Here is an 18,546-nt window from a genome sequence, read left to right on the forward strand (position 1 = left end):
TCTCTTCGTGCATTAAAATAAAACATCTTCTTCATATAAATATTCATAAGATAAATCTATAAATAAAAAGTTGTCATCATCTATTGGGAAAGAAAATGTTCGTACCATTTCGCCCGTTTCGATATCTGCATATAAATCTGAAAGCCTTGCCTTATTCTCAAAACGCATTTTCATGATATTCTCGAGAAAATACGGGCGCCAACTCCAGTTCTTCATATAATAATCCGGCATCACAATCCATTCTCCATCTTTTTTCATAACATTTCCTGATTGTTGGAAACCATCTTCATTACAAATAAATATACGAAAACTACACTGTGATACACTTTGACTAAATTGTAATAACCAATCATTTATATCTTCATTCTTTTTTTGTTTTGATAAAACATCGCCAATGCGATCGCGTAACATCTCTGTCAAATTATAAATTTTTTGTAACTTCTTCTTTTCATGCTGAATAAACTGATGACATTCATTACCAAGTCGCTCTTTCAAAACATTCGTTTCAATAAAATCAGGTAAACATTCTTTCAAATAATTACCTTGATAATATCTTCCGCCGTTCTTCCAAGCATATTGCAGTTGATAAAAAGCATCTATTTCTTCATATAACAAAGTTGCACCAATTCTTCTAGCAAGTAATGATAAAGAATATAAAATATCTTGATAAGATTGTAAAAGTGCTGTTTGCCTTAAATTCGTTAAATCTACTTTTAAAATATCAGGTGCTAACACGCTAATACGCTCTAAATTACTTGTGCCCGTTCCGACTTTATTAATCGAAATTTGAATACCATATGTACGATAATACATAAGCAAATGATTAAATTGCTCTATATCTTCTTTACATTCATGTTCTGTAATCTCTAAAACAATTTGTTTTAAATTTAAACCTTGTTCTTCATACCTCAATAAAAGTTGAAGCAAGCTTTCATCATCATCATTCATTAATACATTAGCATTCCGATGTATAAATAATAATAATTTTTGATCGCTTTCTAAATAACGATTTAAAGCTTTTTCTACTATAATATTATCCGCTTCCAGTTGAAATTCACTTGGAATCGAATCATCGTGAAAGAAAGAAGCTAAACTTTGTATGCCCTCTTCTGTTTGAATACGTCCTACTACTTCATATCCAATTACAGTATGCTCATCAGCACTAAAAATAGCTTGATAATAAGGAAGGACTTTATCCAAGTTACTCATTACATCTAATGCATCTATCAACGTGCTTCCCTCCCTTTACTTTTCAAAAATTATAACATGATATTTACGGAAAAATAATAAAAAATCCCTTCAGTTTTCCTGAAGGGATTAGAGGGGTAAAATGCTAAGGGGAATTAGCAATTCTACTATGAAGAAAAAAGAGGTCTTAAATATAACGTATATATGACCTCTTGTAAACACTTTTCTTTCATATGTCACAATTCCGTCACATTTAACCATAAAAAAATGAATCAAACATTCATTTTTTTATCCCTTTTAAAATGGATATTGATGTAAATGTTGTCCTCCATCCATTGTCATGCAAGTTCCATTTATGTACGCAGCTTCATCTGAGCATAAATAATAAGCTAGACCAGCGATTTCTTCTGGCGTACCCAGCCTTCCAAGCGGAACACTTTGTATCGTACGCTTAGCCATTTCTTCTGAAATCCATAATTTATCAGCACCGCCCGTACGTTCAATTGGTCCTGGCGCGATAGCGTTAACTCGTATTCCATATTTACGTCCCCACTCAACAGCGAGCGTCTTCGTCATCGCTAATACCCCTGCCTTCGCTGCAGCCGAATGAATAACTCCTGGACCTGCATCCCATGCATATGTTGCTACCATGTTAATGATATTCCCTTTTATACCTTTTTCAATCCAATATTTTCCGACAGCATGGCTACAGTAAAATGTACCGTTTAACACAATATTAATGACTGAATTCCAACCATTCACAGATAAATCTTCTGCTGGACAAATAAAGTTTCCAGCTGCATTATTTATTAAAACATCAATTCGACCAAACTTCTCATCAATCTGTTCAATCATTTTCTGAATGTCATCCGTATTTCTTACATCCATTTGTACAGGTAATACTTGCCCCGGAAATTGTTCAATTTCCAACTTTGTTTCCTCTAGTTTTTCCTTTGTACGTCCTGTAATAACAACTCGTGCCCCTTCTTTTGCAAAACGAGTCGCCATTCCTTTTCCCATTCCACTCGATCCACCTGTTATAATAACTACCTTCTCTTTCACATACATCCCCTCCAAAAAATGAATACACATTCATTTTATCACTTTATTTAATAGAAATCTTTATATTTTTAAACTTTTCTGATATTTTAATGTAAAGAATTTTCTTTTCATTCATTTTTTTTCGTAATCTATACTAAATTTTTATTATGTAAAGTATATTTTAAATAAACTGAAAGGAGATTCGAGTAGCCTATAAATGGAATAAAAACATTGAGGTATACTCATATTTTTATGAAGCACATTACAAGAAGAAATTTTTTAAAAATTGGTATGCGCACTTGTCTCTATTCATTTATAACCAGTGGCATTGGATACTACTATGCTAAATATATAGAACCCCATTTCATTTCTTTTACACAGCACACATTAAAATCACAACTCATCCCAAAAAGTTTTCATGGTATGAAAATTCTTCAATTCAGCGATTTACATCTTGGATACTATTTCTCGCTTCAACATTTATCTCAAGTTGTTTCTAAAATTAATGCTGTAAATCCAGATATTGTCCTTTTTACTGGAGATCTCATTGATAATTACCAAACGTATACTGACACTCCTTTCGTTGCATCCATTTTAAAAAATATACAAGCCCCCTTCGGTAAATTCGCTATTTATGGTAACCATGATCACGGTGGATATGGAACTGAATACTATGAGCACATCATGCGTGAATCTGGATTTGAACTATTGCTAAATAATGAAAAAAGAATTCGTCTAATGGATAATAGTGAGATTTCTATTTTCGGTCTCGATGATATACTACTAGGCAAACCCAAAATAGAGAAAACATTAGAGCATGCACGACAAAATACTTATAACATTGTTCTTGTTCACGAACCAGATATCGCGCCCCAAGTTTCCAGATATCCAATCAACTTGCAACTTTCTGGTCATAGCCACGGCGGACAAGTACAAATTCCTTTTTTAGGAGCTATTATTACACCATCACTCGCCAAAGACTATATTGAAGGCTTCTATACAATTCAAGATTTAACTCTCTATGTTAATCGAGGCCTAGGAAGAACGCGTGTTCCATTCCGTTTTATGTCAAAACCTGAAATTACACTTTTTACACTCCAACATTCGTAATAATTCGCCTATTTTCTTGCATATCCTTTCTTGTACGCGCTCATCCACGTTTCATTTACCATATGATGAAAGTGAGTCCAATAAAGGAGGTATGTTCATGTATCCATATTATCAACCAATCCTAGTCCGTTCAGCACCTATTGGTCCAGTAGGCGACTCACGCTTCTTCCCGTTTTTTGGCGTTCCCTTTCTAGCTGGAATTGCTGGTGGATTACTCGGCGGAGCATTAGCTTTCGGCCCTCGACCATTTTACCCACCTTATCCACCACCTTTCCCGCCGCCAGCACCTTATCCTTGTTACGGTGGACCATGTCAACAACCATACTATTACTAAGTTAAAATAACGATTATTTCAAATGTTATTCTCTCAACGAGCCACCTTATTACACGCTTATAATAAAACTATTGTTTCTACTCATCCTCCCATTTTGGGAGCATATGAGTAGAAAAAAGTAAAAACCTCTTATAGACATAAGAGGTTTTTACTTTTTTCATTATTCAGCATCTGTATTTTGATACGCCATCTTAAACAACTTCACTTGGCTATCAATTTCTTCTGTACTACCATTAATAACATAATAGTAATCACCATCTTTATTTTGTTCACGTGTTTTCACATTATCAGCTAATGTAAGCTGTAAAATCGCCTTAATTCGTGCCTTCATTTCAATATCTAATATCGGGAAAGATATTTCCACTCGCTTCTCCATATTTCGCGTCATCCAATCAGCTGAAGATAAATATATTTTCTCCTCCCCATTATGATGGAAATAATAAATACGGCTATGTTCTAAATATCTTCCAACAACACTAACTACACGAATATTTTCACTTACATTTGGAATACCAGGTCGTAGGCAACATGTTCCTCGAACAATGAGCTCTACCTTTACTCCAGCTTGTGATGCTTCGTACATTTTTTTAATTAATGGTTTATCTGTTAATGAATTCATCTTAGCGATAATATATCCATTTCCATATTGCCTATGATAACGGATTTCTTCATCTATTAAATCCATAAATTGTTCTCTTATATCAAATGGAGCAACAGATAAATGATGAAAATGTGGCTTTGTTGTATAACCACTTAAATAATTAAAGAAATTGGTTGCATCAACCCCAAAGTCTTTTCTTGATGTAATATATCCAAAATCAGTATATAACTTCGCTGTTGCATCATTATAGTTTCCAGTTCCAAGATGTACGAACCTTTCGATTTTTCCGTTTTTTCTTCTTACAACTAACGTAATTTTACTATGTGTTTTCAAGTGACTTACACCGTAAATAACATGACAGCCTGCCTGTTCCAATTCTTTAGCCCAATGAACATTGTTTTCTTCATCAAATCTTGCCTTTAATTCAACTAATACCGTCACTTGTTTTCCCTTTTCAGCCGCTATCTTTAACGCCTGAATAATTGGTGAATCACCACTTACTCGATATAACGTTTGTTTAATCGCAAGTACATTTGGATCGTCTGCCGCATCACGGACAAAATCAACTACCGGCTGAAATGATTCAAAAGGATGATGTAATAAAATATCATGCTCAATTGCTTTTTCAAATACATCTTCTTCATCACCTAAATCTTGAGGCGGTTGCGGAATAAGAGCCGGATATACAAGATGTTCATATAAAGGAGCTAGTTTTTTATATAAAGAAAACAAACATGTTAAATCTAATGGCCCATCCATTATATATACATCTTCATCTTTTACTTCCAGAACCTCATATAATAACGCTAATACTCTTTCATCAATGTGTTCTTTCCCAACTTCTAAACGTACAGCCCCCCCCCACTTACGTTTTTTTAATTCTTTTTCAATTACCTTTAATAAATCTCTCGCACCTTCTTCATGAATCGTTAAATCTGCATTGCGTGTAATACGGAAACGAGTAACAGATGATACTGTATATCCCGTAAATAATTTATGAGTAAAGCTACTAATTACGTCTTCTAATAAAATAAATTTATGCTTTTGCCCTTCGCTCGGTAAAAATATGAAGCGCTCAAGTAATGAAGGAACTTGTACAATTCCTAGCTTCGTCCGATTCTCTTCCTCCGCTTGCTTCTCATCATATAAAAGAGTAGCTAAATTCAAACTTTTATTTAATAACATTGGAAATGGGCGATATGCATCAATAGCTACAGGGGTTAACACCGGAAAAATTTGCTCATCAAAATACTCTTCTATAAATTCTCGCTGCTCTTTCGTCAAATCATGGAATGTTAAACGTTCAATTCCCTCTAACTCAAGCGCTGGCAATACATAATTTTTAAATGTATCATATTGTACTGTCATTAGTTCATGGGCTTTTATCGCAATTTTATTTAGTTGCTTTTTTGGTGTTAAGCCAGCTTTATTTTCTGGCTGATTAAATCCAGCACTCACTTGATCCTTTAATCCCGCTACACGTACCATAAAGAATTCATCTAAATTCGAACTAAAAATACTAATAAATTTCAATCTTTCCAAAAGTGGATTTTTTCCATCTTGCGCTTCTTGTAGTACACGTTCATTAAATGCTAGCCAGCTTAACTCTCGATTATTGTAATAAGCTGTATCATTTAAATTTACTGCATTCCCCTTCGATAATTCCATTCTCTTCACACTTCCCCTTGAAACTTTTTTACTATAATTTAGTTAATTTTATTTTATCAAATTACAATATTACAAAGTGTAAATTTTTCGTAAAGACATCCGTACGACCTAATGTTTTAGTTCAAATAACAAGTTAATATTCGTTTTTAATACTCTTTCTAACTGTTTTTTTTGTTTTTCAGCTTGCACTTTTTCTGCTAATGCAGACTGTTCACATAAAACTTTAAACGTTAATGCCTCTTTGCTTTCTGTTATAGATATGGTTTCAACAAGCGATCGTTGCCTTGCATTTAAAGCAGCTGAAAATTGTAAAACAGCTCCTAATAGACGGATTTTTTTTTGTTCACTTTTATCAAACCAACCTTCAAATGGAGATAAATGTTGTTTAAATAGCATTTTTGATTTATAAGATGCAATAAGCGCTAACCTCACTCTATCTTTATGCATCATGCCATCAATTGTCTTATTCGCCAATAAATAAAACGTATGTAAACGGCTCGCTTCTTCGTCTATATATTTGCCTATATTAAATACTTTCGCTGCTTGATGGAATACTTCCCAGTCTTTTACTGACATAGAAATAAGCCCTATTTCCTCAAGTTGTTTGCAAATTAGTCTTCCATGTTTAATAAGTTGAATAACAAATTCCATGTCCATTTCGTATTCATGTGATAGTAAATGCAAACTTTCTTCAACTACGTTCGGATAATATGAAATCCCCAAATCTTTTGTCAACTCTTCATAGAAAACACCTTCTCTTAATCCTTTTCTACTTAATACAAATGCCGGTGCCTCTATAACATTAACAAGTGTATGAAATACTTCAACCGCTGGAATAATCGTATCCGCTCGATCTTTTGCCAATCCTTCCAATTTCTGAAGTTCTATGAACGACAATTTTTCCAACTCATCTTTTACATTTTCAATATCTTCTTCTTTCATCTTGTATAAATGTAATCCTGCTATAGGATAACATATTAAATTTTGATGGATTTTTACTAAGTTCCTCGCACTACCACCAATTGCAATAAGAGGCAATTTCTTATTGATGAACCATGGTAACGTTTGAAATTGAAATTCTAAATACTGTTGCATTCCCTCTAACTCATCTTTAGTAGGAATATCACCTTTAATAAATTGTTGCTTTAAAGAAAGTGCCCCAAAAGGAAAACTATGGTACTCTAAAATCTCTCTATTTCTAAAGTATGTAACTTCCGTACTTCCCCCACCAATATCTACCGTTATTCCTTCTGAAAACGATGTAGAATTCATAACCGCCAAGTATCCGTAACGCGCTTCCTCATATTCTGATAATACTCTAAGAGTAAAGTCCGTTTGTCCTTCAATAAGCTTTTTAATTTCCTCTTGATTCTCAGACTGTCTAATTGTTGCTGTTGCAACACAAAGTACATGATGCAACTGATGGAACCTTGTACTTTCTTGAAATTGAAATAATGTCTGTAATAATACTTCTATTCCCTCTTCATTCAACACACCATCAATTAAGTAATTCCTTAACCTAGCAACCACTTTCGTATTTTCAATCTCTTTATAAAAACCTCCATTTTGCTTTTCATAAATAACTAAACGCATTGTATTAGATCCAATATCTATAATGGCATACTGTTGTTTTAATATTTCTTTCAAACTTCTCACTCTTTCATTATCAAATTTCAAAAACATATTCTATTACTATTATACAAAATAGTTGTTTTTTGTAACAATATTGCTTTAATATTGAAAATATATACAATCACTTTTTGCATATAATAAAAACCTATTTTATTTATGCTATAATAATGAAAAATTGAAAGGAGATTCAATATGAAACCTTCACAACCACAATCTCAATTACAAAACCAACATTCTATTAATCGACTAGCTCAATCTATTTTCGTTGTGAATCGTCATGCTAAAGCAGCTACTAATCCTAAATATTTATACTGGTTAAAAAAGACAGCTTTAGAGCGTTTGATTGCTGAAAAAAAAGCAATTAAAGAAGGATTACATTTTTCTAGAAACCCACGTTTTAGCCAACAACAATCTGATGTCCTTATACGTTTAGGCGATTATTTTTTCCACATCCCTCCTACGAAAGAAGATTTTCGAATTCTACCGCATCTTGGTCATCTTGAATCCTCCTATCGAAATCCGAAAACAACCTTATCTTTAACAGTAGCAAAAAAAACACTTCAAGATTATATTGGGCCTGAAGCATTGAAACAAGAAAAAAAATTAAGTGAACCGGTTCCATGGTATAGTCGTACTTATACAAAAAAATAAAACAGTTTGGCCAAGTGTAGGCCAAACTGTTTTATTTTTTCTCTTCTTTAATTTTAATATTTGCTTGTTTATAAAAAGCTACTTTTTCTGTATTATAAGACTTTGTGAATTCATTAAATTTATCTTTTTCTGACTCAATATCCTTATAAGATTGATTTACTACTTTTACTTTTTCACTAATATCTTTTAATTTAGTACCTTTATCTTGTAACATTGTATATAACTCTTTTTCTTGTTTTAAAGATTTATTATAGCTGTCATACATTTTATTAAATGAATCGTGTCGTTTCTCATACATGCTTTTCACTTTATCAGCTTGATCTTTCAACTTATTATCTTCAATTTTCTTCACATACTTATCAGCTGACTTCACTTCTTCTTGCGCTTTATTTAAGGCCTCTTTTTCTTTTGTAAGTACTTTTTCTCGTTCAGTTGTATTCTTTGCTGCTTGATTCAGTTTTTCTTTAACAGTTTGATTATTATCTTTTCCTTCTTGCACAATCTGGTTATATAATTCTTGTCCTTCTTTCTCTAAAGTCTCAAGTTTTTTTGCATCTTCAAACATTGTTTTTTCTTGTTTAGCAGCGTTTTCAAACGCTACATATAATTCTTCTTCTGGTTTCGGTCCAAAACAACCGGCTAATAAAGTCATTGATAATGCAGTTATAATTGCTAATTTACTATATTTCAACATCTCTTCCTCCTACTTATAAACGACCATCGTGTAATATAAAAAAGTTATAAAATATGTAATTGTTCTATACACTCGCATCTTTTTTACGAAGATCATTAATATTGTTTGTACAAATTATTACTTAATATTACATTATTCTTTTTGAAGTATTTAGCAGTTCCATATCCATCTTTAAGTATAGTACTTCGTGTTCTTTAAAATCTGTTCACACTATGTATTACCTTAATGGCCACAGAATTTCACCTCAGTCTTAATAAGACTATAATAGTTCACCTGATAAAAGGTGATCGTTCCGCTCTCACGTCTATCATTCCCTTTCCAGCTTTCTATCAAATAATCTCTTTGTTCATTTTACACAGTACAATCGATATCTCGCAACAACTTACAAATATTCTTTTCATTTCCTAAAAAGGAAAAGTGTAGAGCTTGCTTTCCTCTACACTTTTAAAATAAAACACATTGTGCAAATTGCATTGACACTACCATCATAATTATATGCTTATTTCATATATTTTTAAAGACTTTTATTACAAACGCAGCGTTTTTTTGTAATAAAAGTCAAAAAAATGTTACAAATAAAACTTCTTCCTATCAAATATCTTCAAATCAAAGCTTCACTCATTTTCTTGCAAATTTCTATACTGGTACAATTGATTTTGCGACTTTCTCAACAGTTCTTCAAACGTTTTTCCTTCTACTGGATAGCTAGCTGCTCCAAATAAAAGAGTGACACTGAGTAAATCACCTTCTATTTCACTTTCAATATTTTTCATTAATCTGTTTGTTATTGTTGATGTTTCATGACCATTATCAATTGCTACAATAACATACTTATTTTCATCCCACTTTGTAACAACATCTCCCTTCCGAATTGACTTTACAATGGTACTCTCTAATTTTTGTACTAACACTCCCAATTTTTTTTCTTGCAACGTGTCTTTTAATCCTTCCCATTCTTTTACAGAAAGAATGTAAACTGTAATATTACGGGAAGCTCTTTCAGATAAAGCGGCTACTTTCCCAAAAAAATCAACAACAAAATCGTTGCTTGCCATTCCTCCTACTTCTTCATTCATACGCTTGTTCGCTCTTTTATCGTACCAATGTCCAAAATAATAACTTAGTATCATTTGCAATATATAAATAATAAAGACGGTATAAAATGATCGTGAATCCAGTTTTGCAATTACATCCTGAAGTGCAATCCATTCTGTAACTGCCACTGTATTTCCAAGTAATAATCCACTAATTTTCCCTTTATGTTTCATACTTCTCCCCCTTTTATACCAATATATGTTTCTATATCAATAATGTTTTTCTACCAAATAAAAAATGTACATATCCAATGTACATTTCTGCTTAAGCTTGTATACCTTTTCTACTCTATTTCATATATATAATATATAACTTTTATAGAAAGGAGTAATCTATATGCTACAAAAAGAGAATCTATCAGATGCTATGCGGTTACTAGCTGGTTTTCTATTATCATTAAAATTATTATTTACCTCTTTCGGCATACACTTTATTACAAACGATCAAATTGACGCTATTGTTAATGTTGTTTCATTTTTATTTATTCTATACTTTGGCTACAAAAATAACTATGTAGGAAAAAAAGGAATGGAGCAAAAGAAAATACTCAAAAAACACAACCTTCACTAAAAAAAGGAACCTTTTGTACAGGTTCCTTTTTATTATTGACGCACAACAACTTCATTTGTTTGCAGTGGACCATATGATATCTCTTTATCTTGAAATGTATATGTAGCCTGAAAGAATGCTTGTTTAAGAGCTTTATCTTTATTAGCTTTTATTTTACAACGTAGTTCCACCTTTTCATTCGGTAACAAATCATCAATTCGCCACCTTACAAGCTGGAATAAAAACTCACTTATCCCCTTATCAACTTTTAAAGAATTAGGAATATAAGCAAAGTAATCTCGAATCATATGACTTACAACAACTCTCGAAATCATTTCTACCCCTTTATTTTCCACTTCAATTCTCATAATAAGTATGTCGTTTACATCGTAGGTCAATTCATACGAAAATTGTTCTGTATACATACTACCAATTTTTAATGTAACGGCTACTTGAGGAAATTCATTTTCCTTTTTCGATCCGTCAATCCACAATACTGGTTGTAGCGGTATTGAATACTTTCCTGTATCCGAAATTCGTCCCCATATTTTCATAATATATATTCACCTCATTTCAGATGTATCATACACACAATGAATTCCCCAAATTACTAAAGCTTACTATAAGCAATGTTTAATATTTCTCTTCCTTTTATCCTATTCGACAATATGAAGAAAAAACCATTTTTCATCTATTAACAGAAGGTGTTCTTAATGAAATTTTTTTACAATTTACTTTATGGCAATATTCAATATGGCTCACTCGTTCTCTACTCATACGAAAGAATATTTTGACGGAAGAAAAAGTTTGCCTTATAGTCAAATTTGACTATAATATTCTTTATGGCATATCAGTGCACTTATGGAAAAGAAATTAAAATCACCTATACATTTAAATTTTTTATCCACTGCACTCAAAACTTAATATAGTTTACTTATTTCTAAAGGAGGGTTATATTTGGAAACTCAACCATTAAAAAAAGACGCCAACAAGACAAAATTTGTTGTTGCTGGTTTACTGCTTGGTATATTAATGGCCGCAATGGACAATACAATCGTTGCAACCGCAATGGCAACAATTGTTGGAGACTTAGGAGGATTTGATAAGTTTGTTTGGGTCACATCAGCTTATATGGTAGCAACAATGGCAGGGATGCCTATCTTCGGGAAACTTTCTGATATGTACGGGCGGAAACGTTTTTATATTGGTGGCCTCATTCTTTTCTTATTCGGTTCTGCGCTCTGCGGAACAGCTTCAAGTATTGAGCAATTAAGTATTTATAGAGCTATTCAAGGTATCGGTGGTGGTGCCCTTATGCCTATCGCCTTCACAATTATGTACGATATCTTCCCACCAGAAAAACGTGGGAAGATGACAGGACTATTCGGTGCTGTTTTCGGGACCTCTAGTGTATTCGGTCCTTTATTAGGCGCTTATATTACAGACTATATAAGTTGGCATTGGGTCTTCTATATCAATATTCCATTAGGACTTATCTCCTTTTTCTTCATTACTAAATACTACAGTGAGTCTCTAGAATTTAGAAAACAAAAAATTGATTGGGCTGGTGCTATTACACTTGTCATAAGTATCGTTTGCTTAATGTTCGCATTAGAACTTGGTGGTAAGGAATATGCCTGGAATTCCACTGTAATTATTGGCTTATTTACAACAGTAGTTATTACGCTTATTATTTTCTTCTTTGTAGAACGAAAAGCAACCGAGCCTATTATTTCGTTCCATCTATTTAAAAAACCTTTATTCGCAGCTAGTCAAGGAGTTGCCTTTTTCTATGGTGCCGCTTTTATTATCTGTACAGTTTATATTCCAATCTTCATTCAAGGCGTTCTTGGAGGTTCCGCCTCTAATGCCGGATTAATTTTAACACCAATGATGGTTGGTTCTGTAATTGGAAGTCAAACAGGAGGACAATTAGCTTCTCGAACAAGCTATCGTAACATTATGATGGTATCTGGCGTCTTCTTCGTTCTTGGTATTTATTTATTAAGTACTTTAACAATGGATACACCTCGTTTACTCGTAACACTATTTATGATTCTCGCTGGGCTTGGTGTTGGCTTCTCATTCTCAGTATTAAGTATGTCTTCTATTCACAAATTAGAAATGCGAGACCGTGGTTCGGCAACATCAACAAACTCATTCTTCCGATCACTCGGTATGACTCTTGGTGTAACGATTTTCGGTACAATTCAAAATCATATTTTTACAGATAAACTAAACTCTGTGTTCCCCCCTGAACTAGCAAAATTAGCTCCAAAAGGTGGAGACACAAGTTTCTTATTATCGCCAGGCGCTACCGCAAAAATTCCTGCTGAAATATTAGCGGGTATTAAAGAAGCTCTCGCTACATCTATTGCGAACACATTCTTCTGGGCACTTATTCCGGCTGTACTAAGTATTATTTGTATTTTACTTATGGGAAATGAACGCCTCTTTACAGGCCCTAAAAAGAAAGAAAAACAAAAGCAAGTCAGTTAATATAAAAAAGAAGCGGCATATCCCTTTATGAAAAAGGATATGCCGTTTATAATATGTATAAAGTTAATCTTTAATCAGTGGCGGTTTTGTTCATCCCCCACTGATTATTAATTGAACCAATCGGGCTTTTACGGACAGCCCGCCCCCCACCTAACTTCTTTGGTTCCGCTGAATTTTTGGATGGGTGTCTTACTGCCCGTTAATGCCGGATAAAGTTTTTATATACAGGAGTTGAGACAGCATGAGCATGAAATTAGTCATTCTCGGCTTGCTACTCGAAGGAGATAAACATCCATATGAAGTGCAGCATATTATGAAAGAACGACAAATGGATTGTTACATTAAATATGCTAAAGGATCACTTTATTACGCCTTCGAGCAATTAGAAAAGCAAGGCGCAATTCATATTACAAATGTAATTAGAGACACAAATCGACCTGACAAAACGATTTTTCATATAACAGAAGAAGGCAAAAAACTATTCCACACTTTACTATTAAAACAATTCGAAGCAAAAAACCAAATATATAAACCTATTTATTCAGCCTTATCTTTCGCTCACTTTAGCAATGATCACGAATTAGTTTCTATTTTAGAAAAAAAGAAAAACGATACTCTTCAATATTTATATACTATGCAAACGATATATGATTGTAATAAAGGAAAAGTTCCACGTGCACAACTATATATTTTACAAAGTGTAATTGAGCATATTACAGTTGAACTACAATGGCTAAACACCCTCCTTAAAGATGCTATAGCAGGCCGGCTTTCAGAAGTTGCTATAGATGAAAATTGAGCTATGAAAGAAGACATCCCTACTTCTTTCATAGCTCAATTTCTCTTTTTATAATGTAATATTATTAGTTACTTCAGAATGTAAAAGTCAGAATAATAAGAAATAAAAACTTTGGAATTTTCTTATTTTAAAACAGTAGACAAAATTCCAAAAATTGTGTTAGAATTTGTTTCAATATCATATCGCTTGTTAAATTCCTTTCAAAAGGAAAATAGGTACACGAAAGTTTCGTTTCGTGTTTAAAAGGGAAGCTTGGTGAAACTCCAACACGGTCCCGCCACTGTAAATGCTGAGATTTCTTTTTAGTGCCACTGTGAAAACGGGAAGGTGAAAGAAATTATATGAAGCATAAGTCAGGAGACCTGCCTGTTTTAACAACACTGATAGATTCACGGATGATGATGAGGTGTTAAAACAAAAAGGAAGGCTTATTTTCTATGTCTTTGTACTTTTTGTTATAGGTATTTCCTAGTAAACGGAAATGCTTACTTTCAATTAGGGAGGAATTTAAAATGGCAATTCAAACAAGTAACTTAGGTTATCCACGTATCGGACTACAACGAGAGTGGAAAAAAACATTGGAAGCTTTTTGGTCCAATAAAATCGATGAAGAACAATTTTTAACAACAATGAAAGAAATTCGCCTTCAACACGTAAAAGTACAGCAAGAAAAAGGGATTGAACTCATTCCAATTGGCGACTTTACATATTATGATCACGTTTTGGATACTGCTTATATGCTAGGATTTATCCCATCACGTTTTTCTGAGTTTACATCTTACCTTGATGTATATTTCGCAATGGCGCGTGGCTCTAAAGATCACGTAGCTTCTGAAATGACAAAATGGTTTAACACAAACTATCATTATATCGTTCCTGAATATGAAGAGGGATTACAAATCTCTTTAAAAGATAATCGTCCACTTCGCTTATACGAAGAGGCAAAACAAGAATTAGGAGTAGATGGAAAACCTGTTATTTTAGGACCATATACTTTCTTAAAATTAGCTAAAGGTTATACACAAGAACAATTCGCTACGATTTTAAAACAATTAGTTGCACCATACGTACAACTGCTTTCAGAACTACATGCAGCTGGTGCACAAGTCATTCAAGTTGATGAACCGATTTTCGCTTCTTTAACGAAAGAAGAAGTTCAACAAGCAAAAGAAATTTATGAAGCTATTCGTAAAGAAGTTCCAAATGCGAACCTTCTTTTACAAACATATTTTGATAGTGTAGAAGAAAACTATGAAGAAATTATTACATTCCCTGTATCCGGTATTGGATTAGATTTCGTTCATGGTAAAGAAGGTAATCTACATGCTATTTCAAAATATGGATTCCCAGCTGATAAAACTTTAGCTGTCGGTTGTATAGATGGCCGTAACATTTGGAGAGCTGACCTTGATGAAGTTCTTACGTTATTTACAACGCTACAAAAACAAGTCCAAACGAAAGACTTCATTGTTCAGCCTTCTTGTAGCTTATTGCATACACCAATCGATAAAACAGAAGAAACTCACTTATCGACTGAGCTATTTGATGCGTTAGCATTTGCAAATCAAAAATTAGAAGAGTTAGTTCTTATTCATTCTGCTCTCACTAAAGGTACAGAAAGTATTAGTAATGAGCTGGAAACATATCGAAATGTACATCATACAATTCGTTCATCTGCTGTACGTAACCGTGAAGATGTCAAAGCAGCACGAACAGCACTAAAAGAAGAAGATTTTTCACGTCCTCTTCCATTTGAAAAGCGATACGAATTACAACAAGTTGCCCTAGAGTTACCATTGTTACCAACAACAACTATCGGTAGCTTCCCGCAAACAACTGAAGTTCGTCAAACGCGAAAAGAATGGCGTAACGGTGTTATTTCAAATGAACAATATGAAAAATTTATTGAAAAAGAGACAGAAAAATGGATTCGTTACCAAGAAGAAATTGGTCTTGATGTCCTTGTACATGGTGAGTTTGAAAGAACTGACATGGTCGAATATTTCGGTGAGCGTCTTGCTGGTTTCTCATTCACTAAAAACGGTTGGGTACAATCATACGGTTCCCGCTGCGTAAAACCACCTGTTATTTATGGTGATGTAGCCTTTATTAACGGAATGACTATTAAGGAAACTGTTTATGCACAAAGCTTAACAGAGAAAGTTGTAAAAGGAATGTTAACTGGACCTGTTACAATTTTAAATTGGTCGTTCGTTCGAAATGACATTCCAAGAAAAGAAGTTTCGTATCAAATTGCATTAGCTCTTCGTCACGAAATTGAACTACTTGAATCTTCCGGAATTCGAGTAATCCAAGTCGATGAGCCAGCACTTCGTGAAGGAATGCCACTAAAAGAAAAAGATTGGGACGCTTATATTACATGGGCAGTTCAATCCTTCCTTTTAGCAACTTCTTCTGTAGCAAATGAAACACAAATTCATACTCATATGTGTTACAGTAACTTCGAAGATATTGTTGATGCGATTCGCGCATTAGATGCAGATGTGATTTCTATCGAAACATCAAGAAGTCACGGTGAATTTATTGATACATTAAAACATACAACATATGAAAAAGGCATCGGTCTAGGTGTATATGATATTCATAGCCCACGTGTACCGAGTAAAGATGAAATGTATAAAATCGTAGAACAATCTTTAGAAGTATGCGATCCTAAATATTTCTGGATTAATCCTGATTGTGGTTTAAAAACGAGAAGAACAGAAGAAGTTATTCCAGCTTTAGAGCACATGGTGCAAGCAGCAAAAGATGCTCGCTCCCTGCTAAAAACAAACGCATAACGAAAATGGGTTATCCTTATTGAGGATAACCCATTTTTTATTCTTTACTTTCAAAAAAGAATTCGTATTGTATTTTATATAATTCATCATCCGTTGGCTCTTCAAGAGGAATTGCTTGTAAGACCACTGTATACTCACCATTTGGAATAGGTATTTGAAATTTATTTGAAAGAATACTCGTTATAACGATACTTTCATTTTCAACTGTAAAAGGAACCGTAATCGTTCTAATCACTTCTTCTTTTTCAATATGTTTCCCTGGGGTCACTTTCACTTCACAAGTATAATCAGAAAGTGCTTCAAAAATAACAGTTCCCTCTGCCTCAGCATAACCTCTTTCAAAATCTTCATCCGTCCAGTCTACATAAGGCTGCTCACCGTCATAGTTCATCAACATTAATTGCGAATAAGAAATTGTTAACTCCATAGTTCCCGTTCTCCTTCATTATGAAATGTACAACTACTACTTCACTTCAAATTTCACACGCGTACCATCTGGATATTTATCTAACTTATTCCCTACCCAAGAGCCTGCTCCGCGGTTATCCGCCGGACTTATATATTCAATATGTGCTCCTTTTCCGCCTTCCTTGCACATCGCCATTGGCCATTCATCACGATCATACCCTTTTTTTGAAGGATATGGTGCTAACGACAATTTCCTTCTATCTGCAGCACCACCACGATCGATTGTACAAACTTCTGAATGCCCTTCTTTTATAGCATCCGTAATATGTTTTCCTGTCTCTGGATAACGTTCTTTCGGAAATTCTAACACTTGATCATACGTATTCGTTTTCTTTACACTTGTTTCCTCTGGCACAAGTACTTCATAAACTGCTACTAAAATAGACAGAATTGCGATAATTGCAATGATAATACCTTTTAATTGCTTCATGTATACCTCCATGTTTCTACCAGTTTCTTTTTTCCTCCGTTATTATAACAAACTTCTCCTGTATATGTTTTCAGACATTATTTTAGTTATTCCTTGCCATTCCGCCAAAAACTTTCATTTTTTCACTAATGCTGTAGAAAACTAATAGCCTTCCGACATTCTTTTTCAAAGGAAGTCCTCATAAAAGATTGAAATGATATATACGATACTTTTTGGGGAGGAAATATCATGGAAGCTACCTATAAAACGAAAGATGTCACGAATAAAACAGGCATCCCAAAACATATAGTCCGCAAATATAGTCAACTGTTAGAGGAACATGGCTATATGATTTCTAAAACAGCTGATGCTCGTATTTATAAACTTGATGATTTAAAACTATTGAAATCTATACATGAAAGAGCTGCTACATTACAAGAAGATATTTCAGAAACGATACCGATTATTTTAAAAGAAAAAGAGGCCCCACCTGTACCAGTTATACAAGATAAGCAAGAGATACAACCGAAAGAAAAGGAAGATGGACGTAACTTTGAGGAATTCATGTTGAAACTTGAAATGCTAGCTCAATTAAATGAAGCAATTATTCATCAAAATTCTACTCTAATTACACAAAATCGTTTAAAGGATGAGAAACTAGATGAATTGATGCAACAAGTTTATGTAAAAGAAGGCTCTCAAGAAAAAATGCTTCAAGAGTTAGTCGAGCACGCCGCTCAAACAGATGCATTACAAAAAGAAAAGATGGACTTATTAATGAATCATATGTATAAACGAGAATCCAAACAGGAAGAAAAAATGAATAAACTTGTTAGTCAAATTTATAACAAGGACAGTAATCGTGATGCACAGCTTATGCAAGTTATTCGAGAAATTCAAGAAACAAAAAGAATGGTTGCTGCCTCAAAAGAGCAAAGTTTCTTTCAAACATTTAAAAGTTTATTTAGCCGAGCAAAACAAGAAAAAACAAATGAATAAGCAATATA

17 protein-coding genes and 1 riboswitch are annotated in these 18,546 nt (G+C 33.5%); of the genes, 8 read left to right on the forward strand and 9 right to left on the reverse strand.

The annotated features are described in order from the left end of the window. Positions 1 to 12: 12 nt before the first annotated feature. A complete protein-coding gene (locus DOS87_RS22175; protein WP_000564306.1) occupies positions 13 to 1,230 on the reverse strand; it encodes an EAL domain-containing protein in 1,218 nt (405 codons plus the stop codon). Between the two features lie 255 nt (positions 1,231 to 1,485). Further along, positions 1,486 to 2,250, reverse strand: a complete 765-nt coding sequence (gene fadH / locus DOS87_RS22180) for a 2,4-dienoyl-CoA reductase (protein WP_000660913.1) — start codon at positions 2,248 to 2,250, stop codon at positions 1,486 to 1,488. Positions 2,251 to 2,481: 231 nt separating this feature from the next. On the opposite strand from fadH, the gene DOS87_RS22185 reads away from it, so the two are divergent. Both DOS87_RS22185 and DOS87_RS22190 read left to right on the forward strand, forming a co-directional pair. Beyond that, the gene (locus tag DOS87_RS22185; RefSeq protein ID WP_002082238.1) at positions 2,482 to 3,339 is read left to right on the forward strand and encodes a metallophosphoesterase; all 858 of its coding nucleotides are present in this window, start codon (positions 2,482 to 2,484) and stop codon (positions 3,337 to 3,339) included. 97 nt (positions 3,340 to 3,436) lie between these two features. Continuing rightward, on the forward strand, positions 3,437 to 3,673 hold the full coding sequence (locus tag DOS87_RS22190) for a hypothetical protein (protein WP_000283734.1): 237 nt from the start codon (positions 3,437 to 3,439) through the stop codon (positions 3,671 to 3,673). Between the two features lie 160 nt (positions 3,674 to 3,833). Here DOS87_RS22190 and DOS87_RS22195 read toward each other — a convergent pair whose 3' ends face one another. Together DOS87_RS22195 and DOS87_RS22200 are read right to left on the reverse strand one after the other, a co-directional pair. Continuing rightward, positions 3,834 to 5,942, reverse strand: coding sequence for a polyphosphate kinase (locus DOS87_RS22195; protein ID WP_000423553.1), 2,109 nt, complete (start codon positions 5,940 to 5,942; stop codon positions 3,834 to 3,836). Between the two features lie 108 nt (positions 5,943 to 6,050). Further along, complete coding sequence (locus tag DOS87_RS22200) at positions 6,051 to 7,625, reverse strand: Ppx/GppA family phosphatase (RefSeq protein ID WP_052658738.1); 1,575 nt, start codon at positions 7,623 to 7,625, stop codon at positions 6,051 to 6,053. A gap of 141 nt (positions 7,626 to 7,766) precedes the next feature. Between DOS87_RS22200 and DOS87_RS22205 the strand changes: the two genes are divergently transcribed. Beyond that, positions 7,767 to 8,225 (forward strand): YkyB family protein, encoded by a 459-nt coding sequence (locus tag DOS87_RS22205; protein ID WP_000804864.1) that lies wholly within the window; start codon positions 7,767 to 7,769, stop codon positions 8,223 to 8,225. Between the two features lie 31 nt (positions 8,226 to 8,256). On the opposite strand, the gene DOS87_RS22210 is transcribed toward DOS87_RS22205, so the two are convergent. After that, on the reverse strand, positions 8,257 to 8,919 hold the full coding sequence (locus DOS87_RS22210; RefSeq protein ID WP_000922470.1) for a YkyA family protein: 663 nt from the start codon (positions 8,917 to 8,919) through the stop codon (positions 8,257 to 8,259). A gap of 614 nt (positions 8,920 to 9,533) precedes the next feature. Continuing rightward, the gene (locus tag DOS87_RS22215) at positions 9,534 to 10,187 is read right to left on the reverse strand and encodes a diguanylate cyclase domain-containing protein (protein ID WP_000680815.1); all 654 of its coding nucleotides are present in this window, start codon (positions 10,185 to 10,187) and stop codon (positions 9,534 to 9,536) included. 163 nt (positions 10,188 to 10,350) lie between these two features. Here DOS87_RS22215 and DOS87_RS22220 point away from each other — a divergent pair, with 163 nt between their 5' ends. Continuing rightward, the gene (locus tag DOS87_RS22220; protein ID WP_000939448.1) at positions 10,351 to 10,584 is read left to right on the forward strand and encodes an SPP1 phage holin family protein; all 234 of its coding nucleotides are present in this window, start codon (positions 10,351 to 10,353) and stop codon (positions 10,582 to 10,584) included. A gap of 32 nt (positions 10,585 to 10,616) precedes the next feature. Here DOS87_RS22220 and DOS87_RS22225 read toward each other — a convergent pair whose 3' ends face one another. Continuing rightward, on the reverse strand, positions 10,617 to 11,117 hold the full coding sequence (locus DOS87_RS22225) for a hypothetical protein (RefSeq protein WP_000708116.1): 501 nt from the start codon (positions 11,115 to 11,117) through the stop codon (positions 10,617 to 10,619). Positions 11,118 to 11,520: 403 nt separating this feature from the next. On the opposite strand from DOS87_RS22225, the gene DOS87_RS22230 reads away from it, so the two are divergent. From DOS87_RS22230 to metE, 3 genes are all read left to right on the forward strand, one after another. Beyond that, the gene (locus DOS87_RS22230; protein ID WP_000449901.1) at positions 11,521 to 13,062 is read left to right on the forward strand and encodes an MDR family MFS transporter; all 1,542 of its coding nucleotides are present in this window, start codon (positions 11,521 to 11,523) and stop codon (positions 13,060 to 13,062) included. A gap of 241 nt (positions 13,063 to 13,303) precedes the next feature. Next, a complete protein-coding gene (locus tag DOS87_RS22235; protein WP_097890965.1) occupies positions 13,304 to 13,861 on the forward strand; it encodes a PadR family transcriptional regulator in 558 nt (185 codons plus the stop codon). 196 nt (positions 13,862 to 14,057) lie between these two features. Continuing rightward, positions 14,058 to 14,246, forward strand: a riboswitch (cobalamin riboswitch). A gap of 127 nt (positions 14,247 to 14,373) precedes the next feature. Further along, positions 14,374 to 16,662, forward strand: coding sequence for a 5-methyltetrahydropteroyltriglutamate--homocysteine S-methyltransferase (gene metE / locus DOS87_RS22240; protein WP_001007602.1), 2,289 nt, complete (start codon positions 14,374 to 14,376; stop codon positions 16,660 to 16,662). A 37-nt stretch (positions 16,663 to 16,699) separates the two neighbouring features. Here metE and DOS87_RS22245 read toward each other — a convergent pair whose 3' ends face one another. Beyond that, positions 16,700 to 17,089: a competence protein ComJ gene (locus DOS87_RS22245; protein WP_000424022.1), complete on the reverse strand. Its 390-nt coding sequence runs from the start codon at positions 17,087 to 17,089 to the stop codon at positions 16,700 to 16,702. 36 nt (positions 17,090 to 17,125) lie between these two features. Further along, positions 17,126 to 17,560, reverse strand: a complete 435-nt coding sequence (nucA, locus tag DOS87_RS22250; RefSeq protein ID WP_098578621.1) for a DNA-entry nuclease — start codon at positions 17,558 to 17,560, stop codon at positions 17,126 to 17,128. 228 nt (positions 17,561 to 17,788) lie between these two features. Between nucA and DOS87_RS22255 the strand changes: the two genes are divergently transcribed. Next, positions 17,789 to 18,538 (forward strand): DUF3967 domain-containing protein, encoded by a 750-nt coding sequence (locus tag DOS87_RS22255; protein ID WP_000388468.1) that lies wholly within the window; start codon positions 17,789 to 17,791, stop codon positions 18,536 to 18,538. Positions 18,539 to 18,546: the final 8 nt, after the last annotated feature.

This window comes from Bacillus sp. CR71 (genome assembly GCF_003429245.1).
Taxonomy (GTDB): Bacteria; Bacillota; Bacilli; order Bacillales; family Bacillaceae_G; genus Bacillus_A; species Bacillus_A thuringiensis_S.